Raw genomic sequence first — 16,723 nt, 5'->3', positions numbered from 1 at the left:
CGTACACCTGGAGGTTGATGCCGATGCAGCTCTGCGGGGTGACGACCTGAGTGGTCCGCGTCACTACCGTCTATCCCGTGACTGTGATCGCGACCGAAAGCCTGAGCAAGCGGTTCCCCCGGGTGACCGCGCTTGACCGGCTCTCCTTGGACGTCGGACCCGGTGTGACCGGACTCGTCGGAGCCAACGGAGCCGGCAAGTCCACCATGATCAAGATCCTGCTGGGTCTGTCCCCCGCGTCCGAGGGCCGTGCCGAAGTGCTCGGGCTCGACGTGGCCACCAAGGGCGCCGACATCCGCGAGCGGGTCGGCTACATGCCGGAGCACGACTGCCTGCCGCCGGACGTCTCGGCCACCGAGTTCGTCGTGCACATGGCCCGCATGTCCGGACTGCCGCCCACCGCCGCGCGCGAGCGCACCGCGGACACCCTGCGCCATGTCGGTCTGTACGAGGAGCGCTACCGCCCCATCGGCGGCTACTCCACCGGCATGAAGCAGCGCGTGAAGCTGGCGCAGGCGCTGGTGCACGACCCGCAGCTGGTCTTCCTCGACGAGCCGACCAACGGCCTCGACCCGGTCGGCCGTGACGACATGCTGGGCCTGATCCGCCGCATCTACACCGACTTCGGCATCTCGGTCCTGGTCACCTCGCACCTGCTGGGCGAGCTGGAGCGCACCTGCGACCACGTCGTCGTCATCGACGGCGGCAAGCTCCTGCGCTCCAGCTCCACCACCGACTTCACCCAGACCACCACCACCCTCGCGGTCGAGGTCACCGACACCGACGAGCACCCCGACGGCACCCGCGCGGTGCGCGACGCGCTCCACGCGCGCGGGGTGGAGTTCCTCGACTCCCCGAGCGGCCTGCCCGGCGCGGGCCACGTCCTGCTGCTGACCGCGCAGGGCGAGGAGACCTACGACCTCGTCCGGGACGTGGTCGCCGACCGCGGCCTCGGCCTGGTGCGCATGGAGCAGCGCAGGCACCACATCTCGGAGGTCTTCACGAGCGAGGACAGCAGCGAAGAGCAGCGGAAGGAGGCTGTCGGCCATGGCAGTTGAGCACCCGGTCACCGCCCCCTCGGGTGACCAGACCCGTATCCACAACATCGGCTACCGGAGCTACGACGGCCCCCGCCTCGGCCGCTCCTACGCCACCCGCTCGCTCTACTCGCAGTCCCTGCGCGGCGCCTACGGCCTCGGCCGCTCGGTGAAGTCCAAGGTGCTGCCGATGCTGCTGTTCGTGGTGATGTGCGTGCCGGCGGCCATCATGGTCGCCGTCGCGGTCGCCACCAAGGCCAACGACCTCCCGGTCGACTACACCCGCTACGCGATCATCATGCAGGCCGTCATCAGCCTGTACGTCGCCTCGCAGGCACCCCAGTCCGTCTCGCGCGACCTGCGCTTCAAGACCGTCCCGCTGTACTTCTCGCGGCCGATCGAGACCGCCGACTACGTCCGCGCCAAGTACGCGGCGCTGGCCTCCGCGATGTTCGTCCTGACCGCCGCCCCGCTGATCGTGCTCTACGTGGGCGCGCTGCTGGCGAAGCTGGACTTCGCCGACCAGACCAAGGGATTCGGGCAGGGACTCGTCTCCGTGGCCCTGCTCTCACTGCTCTTCGCCGGCATCGGCCTGGTCATCGCGTCGGTCACCCCGCGCCGCGGCTTCGGCATCGCGGCCGTGATCGCCGTCATGACCATCTCCTACGGCGCCGTCTCCACCCTCCAGGCCATCGCCGACGCCCAGGGCAGCGGCAGCGCCATCCCGTGGATCGGCCTCTTCTCGCCGATCACGCTCATCGACGGACTCCAGTCGGCCTTCCTCGGCGCGAGCTCGGCGTTCCCCGGCGCGGTGGGCCCGAACAACGGCGAAGGGGTCGTCTACGTCCTCGCCGTCCTCGGCCTGATCGCCGCCTGCTACGGCCTCCTGCTGCGCCGCTACAAGAAGGTGGGACTGTGACCACGCTCCAGATCGACCACGTCTCCCGCTGGTTCGGCAACGTGGTCGCCGTCAACGACATCACCATGACGATCGGCCCCGGCGTCACCGGCCTCCTCGGTCCCAACGGCGCCGGGAAGTCCACCCTCATCAACATGATGGGCGGCTTCCTCGCCCCCTCCACCGGCACCGTCACCCTCGACGGACAGCAGGTGTGGCGCAACGAGGCGATCTACCGGCACATCGGCATCGTCCCCGAGCGCGAGGCGATGTACGACTTCCTCACCGGGCGCGAATTCGTCGTCGCCAACGCGGAGTTGCACGGCCTTGGCGCCAAGGCGGCCCAGAAGGCCCTCGCGACGGTCGAGATGGAGTACGCGCAGGACCGCAAGATCTCGACGTACTCCAAGGGCATGCGCCAGCGCGTGAAGATGGCGAGCGCCCTGGTGCACGACCCGTCGCTGCTCCTGCTGGACGAGCCGTTCAACGGCATGGACCCGCGCCAGCGCATGCAGTTGATGGACCTGCTGCGCCGCATGGGCGACGAGGGCCGTACGGTCCTGTTCTCCTCGCACATCCTCGAAGAGGTCGAGCAACTCGCCTGGCACATCGAGGTCGTGGTGGCCGGACGGCACGCGGCCAGCGGGGACTTCCGCAGGATCCGCCGTCTGATGACGGACCGTCCGCACCGCTACCTGGTGCGCTCAAGCGACGACCGCGCCCTCGCGGCTGCGCTGATCGCCGACCCGTCGACCTCCGGCATCGAGGTCGACCTGGCGGAAGGTGCGTTGCACGTCCAGGCCGTCGACTTCGGCCGCTTCACCGCGCTGCTGCCCCGGGTCGCCCGCGACCACGGCATCCGGCTGCTCACGGTCTCGCCGTCCGACGAGTCCCTCGAGTCCGTCTTCTCGTATCTCGTCGCGGCGTAGGAGGCCGAAGATGTACGACCCCACAGTCGCCCGACTCACCTACCGGGCCCTGCTCGGCCGCCGCCGGGCCCTCATCCTGGGCGCCCTGCCCCTGCTGCTGATCGTGATCTCCGTGATCGTGCGCGGACTGGTCGGCGCCGACGACCAGACCGCCTCCGACCTGCTGGGCGGGCTAGCGCTCGCCACGATGGTGCCGATCATCGGCGTCATCGCGGGCACCGGCGCGATCGGCCCCGAGATCGACGACGGCTCGGTGGTGTACCTGCTGTCCAAGCCGATCAAGCGGCCGACGATCATCTTCACCAAGCTCATCGTGGCGATCGCCGTCACGATGGTGTTCTCGGCGCTGCCCACCTTCATCGCGGGGCTCATCCTCAACGGCAACGGCCAGCAGATCGCCGTCGCTTACACGGTGGCCGCGCTGGTCTCCTCGATCGCCTACGCGGCGCTCTTCCTGCTGCTCGGCACGGTCTCCCGGCACGCGGTGGTCTTCGGGCTCGTCTACGCGCTGGTCTGGGAGGCCCTGTTCGGCTCCCTAGTCGCCGGGGCGCGCACGCTGAGCGTCCAGCAGTGGTCGCTGGCCGTGGCCCACAAGGTCGCGGGCGGGGACCTGGTCACCTCGGACGTCGGCCTGCCGACGGCCACGGTGCTGCTGGTCGTGGTGACCGTCCTCGCGACCTGGTACGCGGGACAGAAGCTGCGGTCGCTGACGCTGGCGGGCGAGGAGTAGCGGACGGCGGCCCCTGATGCCGGGCTTATTGACAGGGACTTCATCCCTGTCGGGGCACACTGGACAAAGGGGAATGTTCGGCTGCGAGTCGAAGGGAAGAGGCATGGCAGACGACTGGGACGACCTGGTCCTCGACGATGACTTCATACGGTCCGCCGAGACGAACGAGCCGTCTGCCCGGGCCCGTATGCTCGCCGCGCGCTGGCGCCGGGAGTCGCCCGAGCCGCAGCCCTGGCGCTCCGACGAGCCGCCCGCGGGGTGGTTCTTCAGCAAGCGCCGCAAGCGGTGGGGACGCCGCTAGTTCGAACACCCGGCCGTTTAATTCGGTGGCATCCAACTCGGCGGACAGGCACGATGGTTGTGTCCAGGACGCCGGGTCGGACCGGCGCCACACACTGGGGAGGAGTACGGCGATGTCCATGCACGACAGTCCGCCGCACTCCCTTCAGGGCAGCCCTCGGAGGACTCCGGTGTAGTTACGCCACCGTCGAGTCCACCGTCAGAGGAACCTGCCCGGGGCGGCCGCTTCGAGCACGCGATGTCGCTCTCGCGTGAGGCCGCCCACCCGGAGGATTGGCCGAGTGGTAAGGCACTGGCTTGCACTGTGTTTGATCAAATGCAGCCAAGATCGGGTTGCAAAGCCCGCGCACGTTCGATCCGTGCATCCTCCGCGAGACGTTCTCACCGGGCGTCAGCCCAGCAACCGCTCCAGCACCACCGCGATGCCGTCCTCCTCGTGGGAGGCCGTCACCTCGTCGGCGACCGCCTTGAGTTCCTCGTGGGCGTCCGCCATCGCGACCCCGTAGGACGCCCAGGCGAACATCGGAATGTCGTTCGGCATGTCGCCGAAGGCGATCGTGTCCGCCGCCTTCAAGCCGAGGCGCCGGGCGGCCAGGGACAGTCCGGTCGCCTTCGACAGGCCCAGCGGCAGCAGTTCGACGATGCCCTGGCCCGCCATCGCGACCGTGACGAAGCCGCCCGCGGCTCGCACCGAGGCCTCCGCCAGCTTGTCGTCCGACAGCTCCGGATGCTGGATGTAGATCTTGCTCAGCGGGGCCGCCCACAGATCGGACGCGTCCGTGAAGGGCACCGACGGCAGCGCGCCGGTCACCGCGTACCCCGGCCCGACCAGCACATCTCCGTCGAGGCCGCTGCGGCTCGCCGCCAGGAACAGCGGGCCGATCTCCGCCTCGATCTTCGCGAGGGCCACCGCGGCCAGCTGCCGGTCCAACGTCACCGACGTCAGCAGACGGTGCTCGCCGGCGTCGTACACCTGCGAGCCCTGTCCGCAGACCGCGAGGCCCTGGTAGCCCAGGTCGTCGAGGATGTGCCGCGTCCAGCGGACACCGCGTCCGGTGACGACGATGTGGGCGGCACCCTCGGCGGTGGCCGCGGCGAGGGCGTCACGGGTACGCCGCGAGACCGACTCGTCGGAGCGCAGGAGCGTTCCGTCGAGATCGGTCGCGATCAGCCGGTACGGGAAACTCACTTGGCGACCGGCTCCAGCAGCTCCCGGCCGCCCAGGTAGGGACGCAGCACCTCGGGCACCCGCACCGAACCGTCGGCCAGCTGGTGGTTCTCCAGGATCGCCACGATGGTGCGCGGGACCGCGCACAGCGTGCCGTTGAGCGTTGCCAGCGGCTGGACCCTGTTCTTGCCGTCGCTGGTGTCACGCATCCGGACGGAGAGGCGGCGGGCCTGGAAGCCGTCGCAGTTGGAGGCCGAGGTCAGCTCGCGGTACTTGCCCTGGGTGGGGATCCACGCCTCGCAGTCGAACTTGCGGGAGGCGGAGGCACCGAGGTCGCCCGAGGCCACGTCGATGACCTGGAAGGGCAGTTCGAGGCCGGTGAGCCACTGCTTCTCCCAGTCCAGGAGGCGCTGGTGCTCGTTCTCCGCGTCCTCGGGGGCGACGTACGAGAACATCTCGACCTTGTCGAACTGGTGCACGCGGAAGATGCCCCGGGTGTCCTTGCCGTACGTGCCGGCCTCGCGGCGGAAGCACGGCGAGAAGCCGGCGTAGCGCATCGGCAGCTTGTCCGCGTCGAGGATCTCGTCCATGTGGTACGCGGCGAGCGGGACCTCGGAGGTGCCGACCAGGTAGTAGTCGTCCTTCTCCAGGTGGTAGACGTTCTCGGCGGCCTGGCCGAGGAAGCCGGTGCCCTCCATGGCGCGCGGGCGGACCAGGGCCGGGGTCAGCATCGGCGTGAAGCCGGCCTCGGTGGCCTGCGCGATGGCCGCGTTGACCAGGGCCAGCTCCAGCAGGGCGCCGACGCCGGTGAGGTAGTAGAAGCGCGAGCCGGAGACCTTGGCGCCGCGCTCGACGTCGATGGCGCCCAGCGCCTCGCCGAGCTCCAGGTGGTCCTTGGGCTCGAAGCCCTCGGCGCCGAAGTCGCGGATGGTGCCGTGCGTCTCCAGGACGACGAAGTCCTCCTCGCCGCCGACGGGGACGTCGGGGTGGACGAGGTTGCCGAGCTGGAGGAGGAGGCGCTTGGTCTCCTCGTCGGCCTCGTGCTGCTCCGCGTCGGCGGCCTTGACGTCGGCGGCGAGCTGGCCGGTCTTCTTCAGCAGCTCGGCCTTCTCGTCACCGGAGGCCTTGGGGATGAGCTTGCCGAGCGCCTTCTGCTCGGAACGCAGCTCGTCGAAGCGGACGCCGGACGACCTGCGCCGCTCGTCGGCAGACAGGAGGGCGTCGACGAGGGCGACGTCCTCTCCACGGGCGCGCTGGGACGCGCGCACTCGGTCGGGGTCCTCACGGAGCAGGCGAAGGTCAATCACGCGGCCAAGGCTACCGGTGCGGGGATACGGCCCACGACTCACTATTGCCGACCGTGATGAATCGCGGCTTACGTTCCGTTATGGGGGAATTGCGCAACGTGTCAATGAAATGCGCCACCGCTCCCCGGGACGAAGCACGGGCGAGGCGTCGGGTTGACTCGACTCCCTTGTGGAGAGCGGGACTTGGCTCGTGGTTGTCCACAGGTATCCACACCCTCCAAAGAGTTATCCACAGGGTGTGCGGAGGATCTGTGGATTTCGGAATCGATCACTCCGAAACCTGGGGATCACGCCGAGGATTCCTGTCGCAAACCTCCTTTTACCCCTACTTTTGAGTGGAAACCGGTCACCCCAAAGGATTGACTAAAGGAAAACAGTGGACGAAGGGTGACGTGCGCGCGTGTGGACACGGAAGCGGCCTGAGGGCCGATTTGTCGACAGGGTCACCTGTTGTTGTCGACTTGTCCCCAGGTCGAGAAGCGGACCTGTGGATAACTCCTGTGGATAACTAAAATCTGCAGGTAGGACCGGCTCCAGGAGCGGTCAGAAGCGGCCGTCCTGGCAGCGGGCCACCCAGTCCGAGGCCGCCATGAACTCCTCGTCCGAGGTGCCGGTCAGCGGTGCCCCCAGGTCAGCGGCTTGCCGGTCTGCACGCGGGTACGAACCGAGGAAACGCACCTCGCGGCAGATCCGCTTCAGCCCCATCAGGGCGTCCGCCACCCGCCGGTCGGTGATGTGCCCCTCGGCGTCGATGCAGAAGCAGTAGTTGCCGATACCGGCGCCGGTGGGCCGGGACTGGAGCAGCATCAGGTTGATCCCGCGGGTGGCGAACTCGCCCAGCAGATCGCGCAGCCCGCCGGGGTGGTCGTCGCGCTGCCACAGCACGACGGAGGTCTTGTCGGCACCGGTCGGTGCGGCGGGCCGGGCCGGACGGCCGACCAGCACGAACCTGGTCTGCGCGTTCTCGGCGTCGTGGATGCCGGTCTCCAGGGCCGTCAGCCCGTACCGGGCGGCCGCGAACTCGCCGGCGAAGGCCGCGTCGTACTGGCCCTCCTGGACCAGCCGGGCGGCGTCCGCGTTCGAGGCGGCCGACTCCCACAGGGCGTCCGGGAGGTGGTTCCGCAGCCAGTTGCGCACCTGCGGCTGGGCGGCCGGGTGCGCGGAGACCGTCTTGATGTCGGTCAGCTTGGTGCCCGGCCTGACCAGCAGCGCGAAGGTGATCGACAGCAGCACCTCGCGGTAGATCATCAGCGGGGCGCCCGCGACCAGCTCGTCGAGGGTGGTGGTGATGCCGCCCTCGACGGAGTTCTCGATCGGCACGAAAGCGGCCTCGGCCTCACCCGCGCGCACCGCGTCCAGCGCGGACTGCACCGACACATAGGGGATCAGCTCCCGGGTCGCCGTCTCGGGCAGCGTCCGCAGGGCGACTTCGGTGAAGGTGCCCTCAGGGCCGAGATACGCGTAGCTCGCTGGCATGACCTCACCCTAATGGCCCTTGTGGAACGCGGCCCACGCGTCTCACGACCGGGTGAACCCGCGTAACCTCACCCCTCCAGCAGCCCCTGCCCCACGTACCCGCCCTCCGCCGCCCCGCCCGGCACCGCGAACAGCCCGCTCGACTCGTGCCGGATGTACTGGGAGAGCGCGTCCCCGCGGTCGAGCTTGCGCTGGAGCGGGACGAAGCCGCGCAGCGGGTCCGCCTGCCAGCACACGAACAGCAGACCGGCGTCCGGGACTCCGTCCGCGTCGATGCCGTCGTGGTACGAGAACGGGCGCCGCAGGATCGCCGCGCCCCCGTTCTGGTCGGGCCGGGTGATCCGGGCGTGCGCGTTGATGGGGACCGCCAGATCGCCCTGCGCGTCCGTCTTCTCCAGGTCCATCGCGGTCGTCTCGGTGCCGCCGGACAGCGCGGCCCCGTTCGCCTTCCGGCGCCCGATGACGGCCTCCTGGGCCCCGAGCGTCAGCTTCTCCCAGTCGTCCAACAGCATCCGAATCCGTCGTACGACGGCGTAGGAGCCGTTGGCCATCCACGACGGGTCCTTCGTGACGGACGCCGGGACGAAGATCCGCTCGTCGAAGTCGGACTCGGCCGGCTTCGGATTGCGGGTGCCGTCCAGCTGGCCCATGAGGTTGCGGGCGGTCATGGGGTGGGCCGTGGCACCCGGGGTGCGGTTGAAGCCGTTCATCTGCCAGCGGACCTTGGCCGCGCTGCCCGCGTCCTTCTGGATCGCGCGCAGGGCGTGGAAGGCGACCAGGGCGTCGTCGGCGCCGATCTGCACCCACAGGTCGCCGTTGCTGCGGGACTTGTCGAGGTGGTCGGAGGAGAAGTCGGGCAGCGGGTCGAGGGCGACGGGGCGCTGCTTCTCCAGTCCGGTCCTGGCGAAGAAGCTGTGCCCGAAGCCGAAGGTCACCGTCAGCGCGGACGGCCCCGCGTCCCGGGCGACATCCGTGTCGTGGGCCCCCACGGCCTCCCCCGCCATCAGCAGCTCCGCGGTCCGGGACCACCGCCGCAGCAGCGCGGCGGCCTCCTTGCGGCCCGCGCCCGCGGCCAGGTCGAAGGCGACGAGATGGCCGCGGGCCTGGAGCCCCTGGGTGATGCCGGGCTGATGTTTCACGTGGAACATCGCCTCGGTACTGCCCACGGAGCTCAGCGGAGTCGCCCCGGCGGGCGCGGCGGCATACCCCACGGCCCCACCGGCCGCCCCTAGGACGAGCCCGGTGGCACCGGCGGTGCCGAGGAGGGTTCGGCGTGAGATGCCGTTGGTGGGGGAGGCGGTGGTCTCGGGGGCGGCTGTGTGGGGGGTGCCGGTTTTGGGCCCGCTCTTCGTGGGCCTGCTGGTCTGGGGGGTGCCGGTTTTGGGCCCGCTCTTCGTGGGCCTGCTGGTCTGGGGGGTGTCGGCCTTGGGCCCGCTCGTTGTGGGCCTGCTGGTCTGGGGGGTGCTGGCCTTGGACCCGCTCGTCTTGGGCCCGCTCGCTGTGGGCCCGTCCGTCTGAGACCCGCCTGCTTGGGGGCTACCGGCCTTGGGCGCGTTCGTCTTGGGCCCGCCCGTCTGGGAGCTGTCGGCCTGGAGCCCACCCGGCTGGGAACCGCTCGCCTGGGAGCTGTCGGTCTCGGGGGTGCCCGCCTCTGGACCGTCTCCCTGGGAGTTGCCCGCCTCAGGGCCATCCCCCTCAGGGCCATCCCCCTCAGGACCGTCCTTCTCAGGACCGTCCCTCTCAGGGCCGTTCGCCGAGGAGGGGCTCTCCGGGGAGGCAGCGGTCTCGGAGGACCCGGCCGTGGAGGCGCGTGCCTTGGACGCGTGTCCCTGGGGCTGGCGCCTGTTGGACACTCGCCCCTTGCCAGGGGTGGCCCTCTTCGAGGAGGCGCTCTGGGACGCGCTCTCCCCGGACGCGCCCTCCAGAGACGCACCCGTCCCGGACGCGCCCCCCTGACCTGACTCGCCCTCTTCGGTGCCGGCACCGGCACCGGGCTCTGCGGCGGGAATGGAGTGGTCGGACATGGTGCTGTTCAGCCGATCTGCGCGTTCTTGGAGACGGTCGTCTGGTCGATGTCGGAGGTTCGTACGGTCACGGCGATCTTCCAGTCGCCCGCCATGGGGATCTGGACGTTGCTCGCGGACCAGTGACCGGTGGTGATGCGGTCGGGTGTGATGGCCAGCGGGCCGATCTTCTTGGCCTCCAGGGTGAGGGCGACCTTCACCTCGGGGATGTCGAAGGCACGGCCGTTGGGCCGCTGGACGTAGACGTGCATCTCGTTGCCGCCCACGCGCGCGGGGTCGAAGTCGACGGTCACGACCCCCTTGCCGTCCGTGCCACCGGTGTCGAAGGACATGTCCAGGGTCACCGCTCCGGACCCGGCCTCCGAGGACGATGAAGAGGAGGAAGAGGCCGCGGCCTTGGCCGCCTTGGCGTCCTCCTCCGTACGGCCGGGCTCGGTCTGCGTCAGCACGGTCGTCACGGCCAGCAGAACGACCGCGACCCCGGCCTCGGCGAGTACCGAGCGGCGCAGCCCGAACCGGTCGGGATCGGCGTCCCGCGTCCGCTTCTTCTGCGCGGTGTCCACGGCCGCCTGCTGCCGAGCGAGCTGAGCGGCCCGCTTGGAACCGGCCCCCTTGGACCCACCGGAGTCCTTCGAACCGCCCTCCTTGGAACCGGAGGAGCCGGAAGAGCCGGACGCCTTGGAACCGGAGGAGCCAGAGCCCTTGGAACCGGCCCCCTTGGAATCGACGGCCCCCTTCCTGGCCCCGGAACCAGACCCGGCCCCGGAACCAGACCCGGCCCCAGAACCAGACCCCGATCCGGAACCAGACCCGGACCCCGCCCCCGCCCCACCGCCGGAGGCCCTCGCAGGGACCCGCTCCCTCTCCCGAACCCGCTTCCCCCGCTGCACCACCGCGTCCGCGAGCCGCGCCGTCCACCGCCGGGAGATGAACGCGATGCCGACCAGCAGCGCCACCAGACCGATCTTGACCAGCAGCAGCTGCCCGTACGTCGTCTCGGTGAACGCCGACCAGGAGCCGAGCTGTCGCCAGGACTGGTAGATGCCGGTGGCGACCAGCGCGACCACGCTGCCGAAGGCGACCTGCGAGAAGCGTCGTACGGCGGCGGACTCGATCGGGACGTCCGAGCGGTACAGCGCGACCAGCAGGGCGCACAGCCCGCCGAGCCAGGCGGCGACGGCGAGCAGGTGCACCACGTCGACCGGCATCGCGATACCGGCCTGGATGCCGACCGAGGCGTGCTCGGCCATCGCCCAGCTCGCCGCGAGCCCGGCCGCGACCACCGTCCCGCCGATCGCCAGCCCGAAGGTCAGGTCCCGCTTCTCCTCGTCCTCCCGCTTGTCGTACGCCCCGAAGAGCACGGAGACGAACAGCGCGGCCGCCGCGAGCAGCAGCAGCCGGGAGACCAGGGCGGCGCCGGTCTTGGTCTGGAGCACGTTCCCGAGCAGGTCCAGGTCGAAGATGTCCCCGACCTTCCCCGAACTCGTGTAGGAGCCGCGCAGCAAGAGCAGCAGCAGGGTGGCCGCGGTGAGCGTGAGCCAGCCGCCGACGACGAACCGCTGCACGGGCTTCACTCCGGCCCCGCGCTGCCAGCAGCCGAGCACGAAGGCGGCGCCGCCGACCAGCACGATGAAACCGGCGTACGACATGTACCGCCCGAAGCCGTACAGCCAGCCGACCACTCCGCCGCCCGCGGTCTCGTCGGAGACCGAGACCGAGGTGGTCGAGGGGGCGCCGACGGAGAAGGTGAAGGCGCCGGCGACGGGATGGCTGTCGGCGGAGACGACCTGGTAGGTGACGGTGTACGTGCCGTCGGGCAGGCCGCTGTGCACCTTCACGCCGTACGTCGTGCCGCTCACCTCGAACGGCTTGCCCTGCTGGACTGCCTTGCCCTTGGGGTCGAGGACCCGCAGGGAGTCGTCCGACAGGGAGACCTTCTCGGAGAAGGTCAGGGAGACCTGGTCGGGCGCCTTGTCGACCACCACCCCCTGCTGGGGGTCGCTGCCGGTGAGCGCGGCGTGCGCGGAGGCCGGTCCGGCCGTGGTCAGCAGCAGGCCGCAGGCGGCCAAGAGCAGCAGCACCAGGGTCCGGACGCGGGGGGCGATGGTCTGCGTCAAGGGGATCCCTCCCTCAGTGTCCGGTCTTCGGGACGTACGTCGCCGACTTCACCGGCATCTTCACGACGACGGGGTCGGACTGGGCGAAGTGCAGTTCGACGGTGACGGTGTCGCCCTGCGTCGGCTTGCGCTTCAGCTTGTCGAACATCAGATGGTTGGCGCCGCTTTTGAACACGAGTTGACCGTGGGCCGGAACGGCCAGCCGGGTCACCTGTTCCATGGCGCCGCCGTTCGTCTCGTGCAGGGTGACGTCGCCGTCGGCGCTGGTGACCGAGGTCAGCTCGTCCTTGGCGTCACCGGAGTTGGCGATGACGAGGTACCCGGCGGCCATGTCGGCGGAGACGGGCTGCGGGATGTAGGCGCCGGAGACCGTGAGGTCCGCGGAGGAGTCCGAGCACCCGGCGAGGACGAGGGCACCGGCGAGCACTGCGAACGACATCGCCGTACGCCTCACGGGTTCTGCCCCTTGATGATCTTGGGCAGGTCCTTGGTGTAGTCGTCGACGGTCGCGTCCTCGCCGTAGAGGACGTACCCCTCGTCGGTCTTCGGGGAGAAGGCGACGACCTGGGTGCCGTGCACCGAGACGGTCTTGCCGGTCTTCTTGTCCTTGTGGGTCGGCTCGATGGAGATGCCGAGGGTGCGGGCGCTCGCCTGGATGGTGGCGAAGTCGCCGGTCAGGCCCACGAACTGGGTGTCGATGCCCTTGAGCCACTTGCCGAGCTCGGCGGGAGTGTCACGGGCCGGGTCGGTGGTGACGAACACGACCCGCAGCTCGTCCTGTTCGGCCTTGGGCAGCTGCTTCTTGGCGACGGCGATGTTGTTCATCGTCAGCGGGCAGATGTCGGGGCAGTGCGTGTAGCCGAAGTAGATCAGGGTGGGCTTGCCCTTGGTCGCGGCCCGGAGGTCGTACTTCTCGCCCTTGGTGTCGGTGAGGACCAGGTCGGGCTTCTCGAAGGGCTGGTCGAGGACGGTGGCCGCCTTCTCGGAGCCGGCCTCCTCCGAGACCACGGAGACGGGCGAGGTGCTGTCGTCACCGCTGCCGCAGGCGGAGAGGGTCAGGGTGGCGGCGGCGACCAGGGCGGCCGCGGCGAACATCTTCTTGCGCATATCAGAATGTCCCAGATGTAAGGGTTTCAGGGTGTGCCGGGGTCCCGCGACCCCGGCACACGTCCCGCGGAGAGGGTCAGGCGGCGCCGCGCCGACGGCCGGCGAGCACGCCGTACGCCACGCCCAGGGCGCCGACGACGATGCCGACCACGCCGAGCACGCGCGCGGTGGTGTCGCTGCTGTCGGCGGGGGCGGCCGCGGTCGCCGCGGAGGCGTTCTCGGTTTTGGCGTCCGCGTCCTCGGCGGCCGTCGAGCCGTGGTGGCCGTCCTCCGAGGCGGCGGACAGCGTGAGTACCGGCGCCGGCGTCTCGGGCTCCTCGGCGCCGTCCTCCTGGACCTCGATCCAGCGCACGACCTCCTTGTTGGAGTACGTCTGGATGGCCTTGAAGGTCAGGTCGTCGGCGTCCTCGGGCAGGGCGCCGATGGAGACCGGGAACTTCTCGAAGTAGCCCGGCTCGATGCCCTTGCCGGTGGCGGTCCAGGTGACCCTGGTGATCGCCTCGGTGAGCTGCTTGCCGTGCGACTCGACGGGCTTGGCGAGCTTGGAAGTGGTGGTCTCGATCTTCCAGCCGGCCATCGGCTCCGGCATGACCGAGGCCAGCGGGTGGTCGGTCGGGAAGTTGACCTCGAGCTTGGTGGTGGAGGCGTTGTCGCGCTCGTTGGGGACCTTGAAGTCCACGACCGCGTAACCGCCCTTGGCGGCGGTGCCCTCGGCGGCCACGCTGACGTGCGCGAACGCGGGCGAGGAAAGGACGACGACGGCCGAGGCGGCGACGGCACCGGTGACGGCGAGACGGGAAGCCTTCATGACAGGGGGCACTCCACTTCGAGTGGGTCGGATGAGGATGCGCGCACGCGCGCGTGCCGCACGACGGCGGCCCTCAACCCCGAAGTACCGAAGTACCGAAGTACCGAAGTACCGAAGGAAGAGCTGGCGTCGTGTCAGGCTGCGAGAACGAGCGTCCCGGCGGGCGGACCCCGCCTGATCACCGAGTGCTGGAGTGCGGTGGTCCGAAGCCCCGGCGGCGCGGGCGACGCCGTCAGGGGCGCGCGCGGACCGGCCTCGGGCGCCCCCGGCAGCCCCGCGCGCAGGGCGCGCACCAGGGCGAGCGCTCCGCGCAGGGACCGTACGAGCGCCGCTTCGGCGACCGACTGGGCCGACCACGCGGACAGTTCGACGAGCCGCAGCAGCGCCAGGTCCCCGCGCCGCAGCAGCCAGCCGGCCGCGACCGCCGCGAGGACGTGGGCGAGGACCATCGGCAGGGACGGCAGCACGGAGGAGCCGGTCATGGCGTCCGCCGTGTGATGCGTGGCCGTCGTCCCCGCGGTCTCGGGGTAGAGCCGCGCGTCGGTGAGGATCCGCTGGGCCTGCGCCGGGCTGATCGCCGCGGCGGTGGTCCCGCACAGCAGCCGGGCCGCCTGCTGGACCAGCGTGGCGTCGGAGGCCGCGGCCGAAGACCCCGTCGAACCCATGGACATGGTGCCCGCCGACGTCCCGTGCTGCCCCAGCCCGAACAGCACGTGCAGCACGGTCTGTCCGGCGGCGAGCAGGGTCGCGATCCCCGCCAGCGACCGCTCGCGCCCGGCGAGCGGTGCCACGACCAGGACGGCCCCCAGGAAACCCGCGCCGAGCGTCCACAGCGGGACGGTGGCGCAGGAGGCGATCGCGTGACCGGCCGCGGCCAGCACGACGCAGACCGCGGCGAACACCGCGGCCCGCAGAACCCGGAGATCCCCTCCGGAACGCGCGTGGGGGGCAGTCATGGCGGGCTCATCATCGCACTGGGCTCACGACCGCCACACGGCAGGTCCACAAGATGACGTACGAGCCGTACGACCGGAACGTCACTTCTGGGGCAAGCTGCCCCACATACACCGGTGAACGCCCCCTGCGCATCCCCCGTATGGGCGGCATCACGTCAACGGTGTGCTTACACCCGGGCGCGGGCGGCAATACGTAACGGTATGTCGAGCCGCGGCCGGGAGGCTGGAGCATGAGCATCTGGTGGTCACTCCATCTGCGGCGCGAGGCTGCGAGCGTGCCGCTGGCCCGGCGCCTGCTGCTCGGCACCATGGAGACCGCGGGCGTCGACCCGGACATCTCCTACGACCTCTCGCTCGCCCTCAGCGAGGCCTGCGCCAACGCCGTGGAGCACGGCGGCCGACTGGACTCCTCGGCGGCGTACCGGGTCACCGCGTACCTGGACGGCGAGAAGTGCCGTATCGAAGTCACCGACTCCGGCCCCGGATTCACCCGGACCCAGGCCGTGCGCCCGGTCGCCGCCGAGGCGGAGAACGGCCGCGGGCTCGGTCTCATCCAGGAGCTCGCCGACCACGTCCACATCGGCAACAAACCGGGCCGCCGGGGTGCGGTCGTGAGCTTCGACAAGATCCTCAAGTGGAAGAAGGACGCGCCGCTGATGGCGGTGTGAGCCGCGGGTTTCAGGTTTCCGGGCATTCTCAGCCCGCGCACAGCGTTCACCCAAGGTCCTGACGGACAGCTTTCTTACCTTTCCGGTCATGACGGGAAACCACAGGAACTCCACCATCACCCGGCGCCGCGCGCTCGCGGTGACCGGCGGCACGGTCGCGGCCGGCGGCCTCGCGGTCGCCGGGTACCAGTCGGCCTTCGCCGACACCGGGACGGCCACCGGGACCACCGGGACCAGCGCCGCGACAGCCACCAGCACCGGCGAGTGCATGACCCTCATGTCCAGCGTCACCGAGGGCCCCTACTACCTTGACGGCGCCCTGGTCAGGAAGGACATCACCGAGGGCAAGAGCGGCGTCCCGCTCACCCTGCGCCTGACCGTGGTGGACGCCACCGACGGCTGCACCCCCGTCAAGGGCGCGGCCGTGGAGATCTGGCACTGCGACGCCTGGGGCTACTACTCCGGCTACACCACCGCCAACCCCGGCGGCTCGGCCCCCGCGGAGAGCGAGGAGGGCGACTCCGCGAACGACAACACCTACCTGCGCGGCTACCAGATCGCGAACGCCAACGGGGTCGTCAAGTTCGAGACGATCTTCCCCGGCTGGTACACCCCGCGCACCTGCCACATCCACGTGAAGGTGCACACCGGCGGCGAGAAGGAGGACGGCACCTACGAGGGCGGCACGGTCAACTACACCGGCCAGCTCTTCTTCGCCGACGACATCGCCGAGGAGATCTTCACCCTCGACCCGTACTCCAGGCACACCGGCAGCTACACCACCCTCGACAACGACATGGTGTACGACGGCGGCGGCGCCTCCAGCGGCCTGCTCACCCTGAAGGCCGTCCACAAGAAGGACCCGTCCAAGGGCTACAAGGGCTCCCTGACCCTCGGCATCGACCCGGACGCGGAGAGCACGGGCGCCGGCAGCGGCGGCGGTGGCACGCCCCCGAGCGGCGCTCCCACGGGCGAGCCGCCGAGCGACGCTCCGTCCGAGAGCGCCAGTTCCTCGGCCTCGGCGTCCTCGTAGGGTACGGCCATGAGCTGCCGCGAGGACGAGACGCTGGCGCACGCCGCCGTGGAGGCGCTGACCGGTCAGCTGGCCCTGGCTCCCAAGCCGGGCCTGCCCGACCCGCGCGACCTGGGCGCCCGCGCCACCCGCACGGACCACTGCGCCCTGCGCTGGTCGGCCAAG

15 protein-coding genes, 1 tRNA gene and 2 pseudogenes are annotated in these 16,723 nt (G+C 70.3%); 9 read left to right on the top strand and 9 right to left on the bottom strand.

The window, feature by feature from the left end:
• The first annotated feature begins 83 nt into the window (after positions 1–83).
• The 6 genes from G3I78_RS36800 (at position 84) to G3I78_RS36775 (ending at position 4,265) form a co-directional block, all read left to right on the top strand.
• Complete coding sequence (locus tag G3I78_RS36800; RefSeq protein ID WP_164433101.1) at positions 84–1,058, top strand: ABC transporter ATP-binding protein; 975 nt, start codon at positions 84–86, stop codon at positions 1,056–1,058.
• A complete protein-coding gene (locus tag G3I78_RS36795) occupies positions 1,048–1,956 on the top strand; it encodes an ABC transporter permease (RefSeq protein ID WP_164432927.1) in 909 nt (302 codons plus the stop codon). The genes G3I78_RS36800 and G3I78_RS36795 overlap by 11 nt, the downstream gene beginning before the upstream one ends.
• Complete coding sequence (locus tag G3I78_RS36790) at positions 1,953–2,864, top strand: ABC transporter ATP-binding protein (protein WP_164432925.1); 912 nt, start codon at positions 1,953–1,955, stop codon at positions 2,862–2,864. Before G3I78_RS36795 ends, G3I78_RS36790 begins: the two co-directional genes overlap by 4 nt.
• Positions 2,865–2,874: 10 nt before the next feature.
• Positions 2,875–3,594: an ABC transporter permease gene (locus G3I78_RS36785; protein ID WP_141205867.1), complete on the top strand. Its 720-nt coding sequence runs from the start codon at positions 2,875–2,877 to the stop codon at positions 3,592–3,594.
• A gap of 103 nt (positions 3,595–3,697) precedes the next feature.
• Positions 3,698–3,895, top strand: a complete 198-nt coding sequence (locus G3I78_RS36780; RefSeq protein WP_164432923.1) for a hypothetical protein — start codon at positions 3,698–3,700, stop codon at positions 3,893–3,895.
• A 266-nt stretch (positions 3,896–4,161) separates the two neighbouring features.
• A tRNA-OTHER gene (locus tag G3I78_RS36775) sits at positions 4,162–4,265 on the top strand.
• Positions 4,266–4,285: 20 nt separating this feature from the next.
• Here the strand turns inward: G3I78_RS36775 and G3I78_RS36770 are convergent.
• The 9 genes and pseudogenes from G3I78_RS36770 to G3I78_RS36730 all read right to left on the bottom strand — a co-directional run bounded on the left by G3I78_RS36770 (position 4,286) and on the right by G3I78_RS36730 (position 14,857).
• The gene (locus G3I78_RS36770) at positions 4,286–5,083 is read right to left on the bottom strand and encodes an HAD family hydrolase (protein ID WP_164432921.1); all 798 of its coding nucleotides are present in this window, start codon (positions 5,081–5,083) and stop codon (positions 4,286–4,288) included.
• Positions 5,080–6,369, bottom strand: coding sequence for a serine--tRNA ligase (gene serS / locus G3I78_RS36765; RefSeq protein WP_164432919.1), 1,290 nt, complete (start codon positions 6,367–6,369; stop codon positions 5,080–5,082). Before serS ends, G3I78_RS36770 begins: the two co-directional genes overlap by 4 nt.
• A gap of 543 nt (positions 6,370–6,912) precedes the next feature.
• Positions 6,913–7,845, bottom strand: coding sequence for a prephenate dehydratase (gene pheA / locus G3I78_RS36760; RefSeq protein WP_164432917.1), 933 nt, complete (start codon positions 7,843–7,845; stop codon positions 6,913–6,915).
• Between the two features lie 68 nt (positions 7,846–7,913).
• Positions 7,914–9,146 (bottom strand): annotated as a pseudogene (gene efeB, locus G3I78_RS36755) (iron uptake transporter deferrochelatase/peroxidase subunit); the annotation flags it as partial.
• Between the two features lie 731 nt (positions 9,147–9,877).
• A complete protein-coding gene (locus G3I78_RS36750; RefSeq protein WP_164432915.1) occupies positions 9,878–11,986 on the bottom strand; it encodes a copper resistance protein CopC in 2,109 nt (702 codons plus the stop codon).
• Between the two features lie 13 nt (positions 11,987–11,999).
• Positions 12,000–12,425 carry a copper chaperone PCu(A)C gene (locus G3I78_RS36745; RefSeq protein WP_164432913.1) on the bottom strand — a complete coding sequence of 142 codons (426 nt, stop codon included), beginning with the start codon at positions 12,423–12,425 and terminating at the stop codon, positions 12,000–12,002.
• A gap of 11 nt (positions 12,426–12,436) precedes the next feature.
• On the bottom strand, positions 12,437–13,093 hold the full coding sequence (locus G3I78_RS36740) for an SCO family protein (RefSeq protein WP_164432911.1): 657 nt from the start codon (positions 13,091–13,093) through the stop codon (positions 12,437–12,439).
• A gap of 76 nt (positions 13,094–13,169) precedes the next feature.
• Positions 13,170–13,901, bottom strand: coding sequence for a YcnI family protein (locus G3I78_RS36735; protein ID WP_164432909.1), 732 nt, complete (start codon positions 13,899–13,901; stop codon positions 13,170–13,172).
• 134 nt (positions 13,902–14,035) lie between these two features.
• Entirely contained in the window at positions 14,036–14,857 is an 822-nt protein-coding gene (locus G3I78_RS36730; RefSeq protein WP_164432907.1) for a hypothetical protein, read from the bottom strand.
• Positions 14,858–15,087: 230 nt separating this feature from the next.
• Here G3I78_RS36730 and G3I78_RS36725 point away from each other — a divergent pair, with 230 nt between their 5' ends.
• The 3 genes and pseudogenes from G3I78_RS36725 to G3I78_RS52370 form a co-directional block, all read left to right on the top strand.
• Positions 15,088–15,525 (top strand): ATP-binding protein, encoded by a 438-nt coding sequence (locus G3I78_RS36725; RefSeq protein ID WP_164432905.1) that lies wholly within the window; start codon positions 15,088–15,090, stop codon positions 15,523–15,525.
• Positions 15,526–15,613: 88 nt separating this feature from the next.
• Positions 15,614–16,558: an intradiol ring-cleavage dioxygenase gene (locus G3I78_RS36720; RefSeq protein ID WP_164432902.1), complete on the top strand. Its 945-nt coding sequence runs from the start codon at positions 15,614–15,616 to the stop codon at positions 16,556–16,558.
• A 9-nt stretch (positions 16,559–16,567) separates the two neighbouring features.
• A pseudogene (locus G3I78_RS52370) lies at positions 16,568–16,723 on the top strand (2-(5'-triphosphoribosyl)-3'-dephospho CoA synthase); the annotation flags it as partial.

The organism is Streptomyces sp. SID13726, assembly GCF_010548375.1.
Lineage (GTDB): Bacteria > Actinomycetota > Actinomycetes > Streptomycetales > Streptomycetaceae > Streptomyces.
This window is presented reverse-complemented; position numbering and strand designations above follow the sequence as displayed.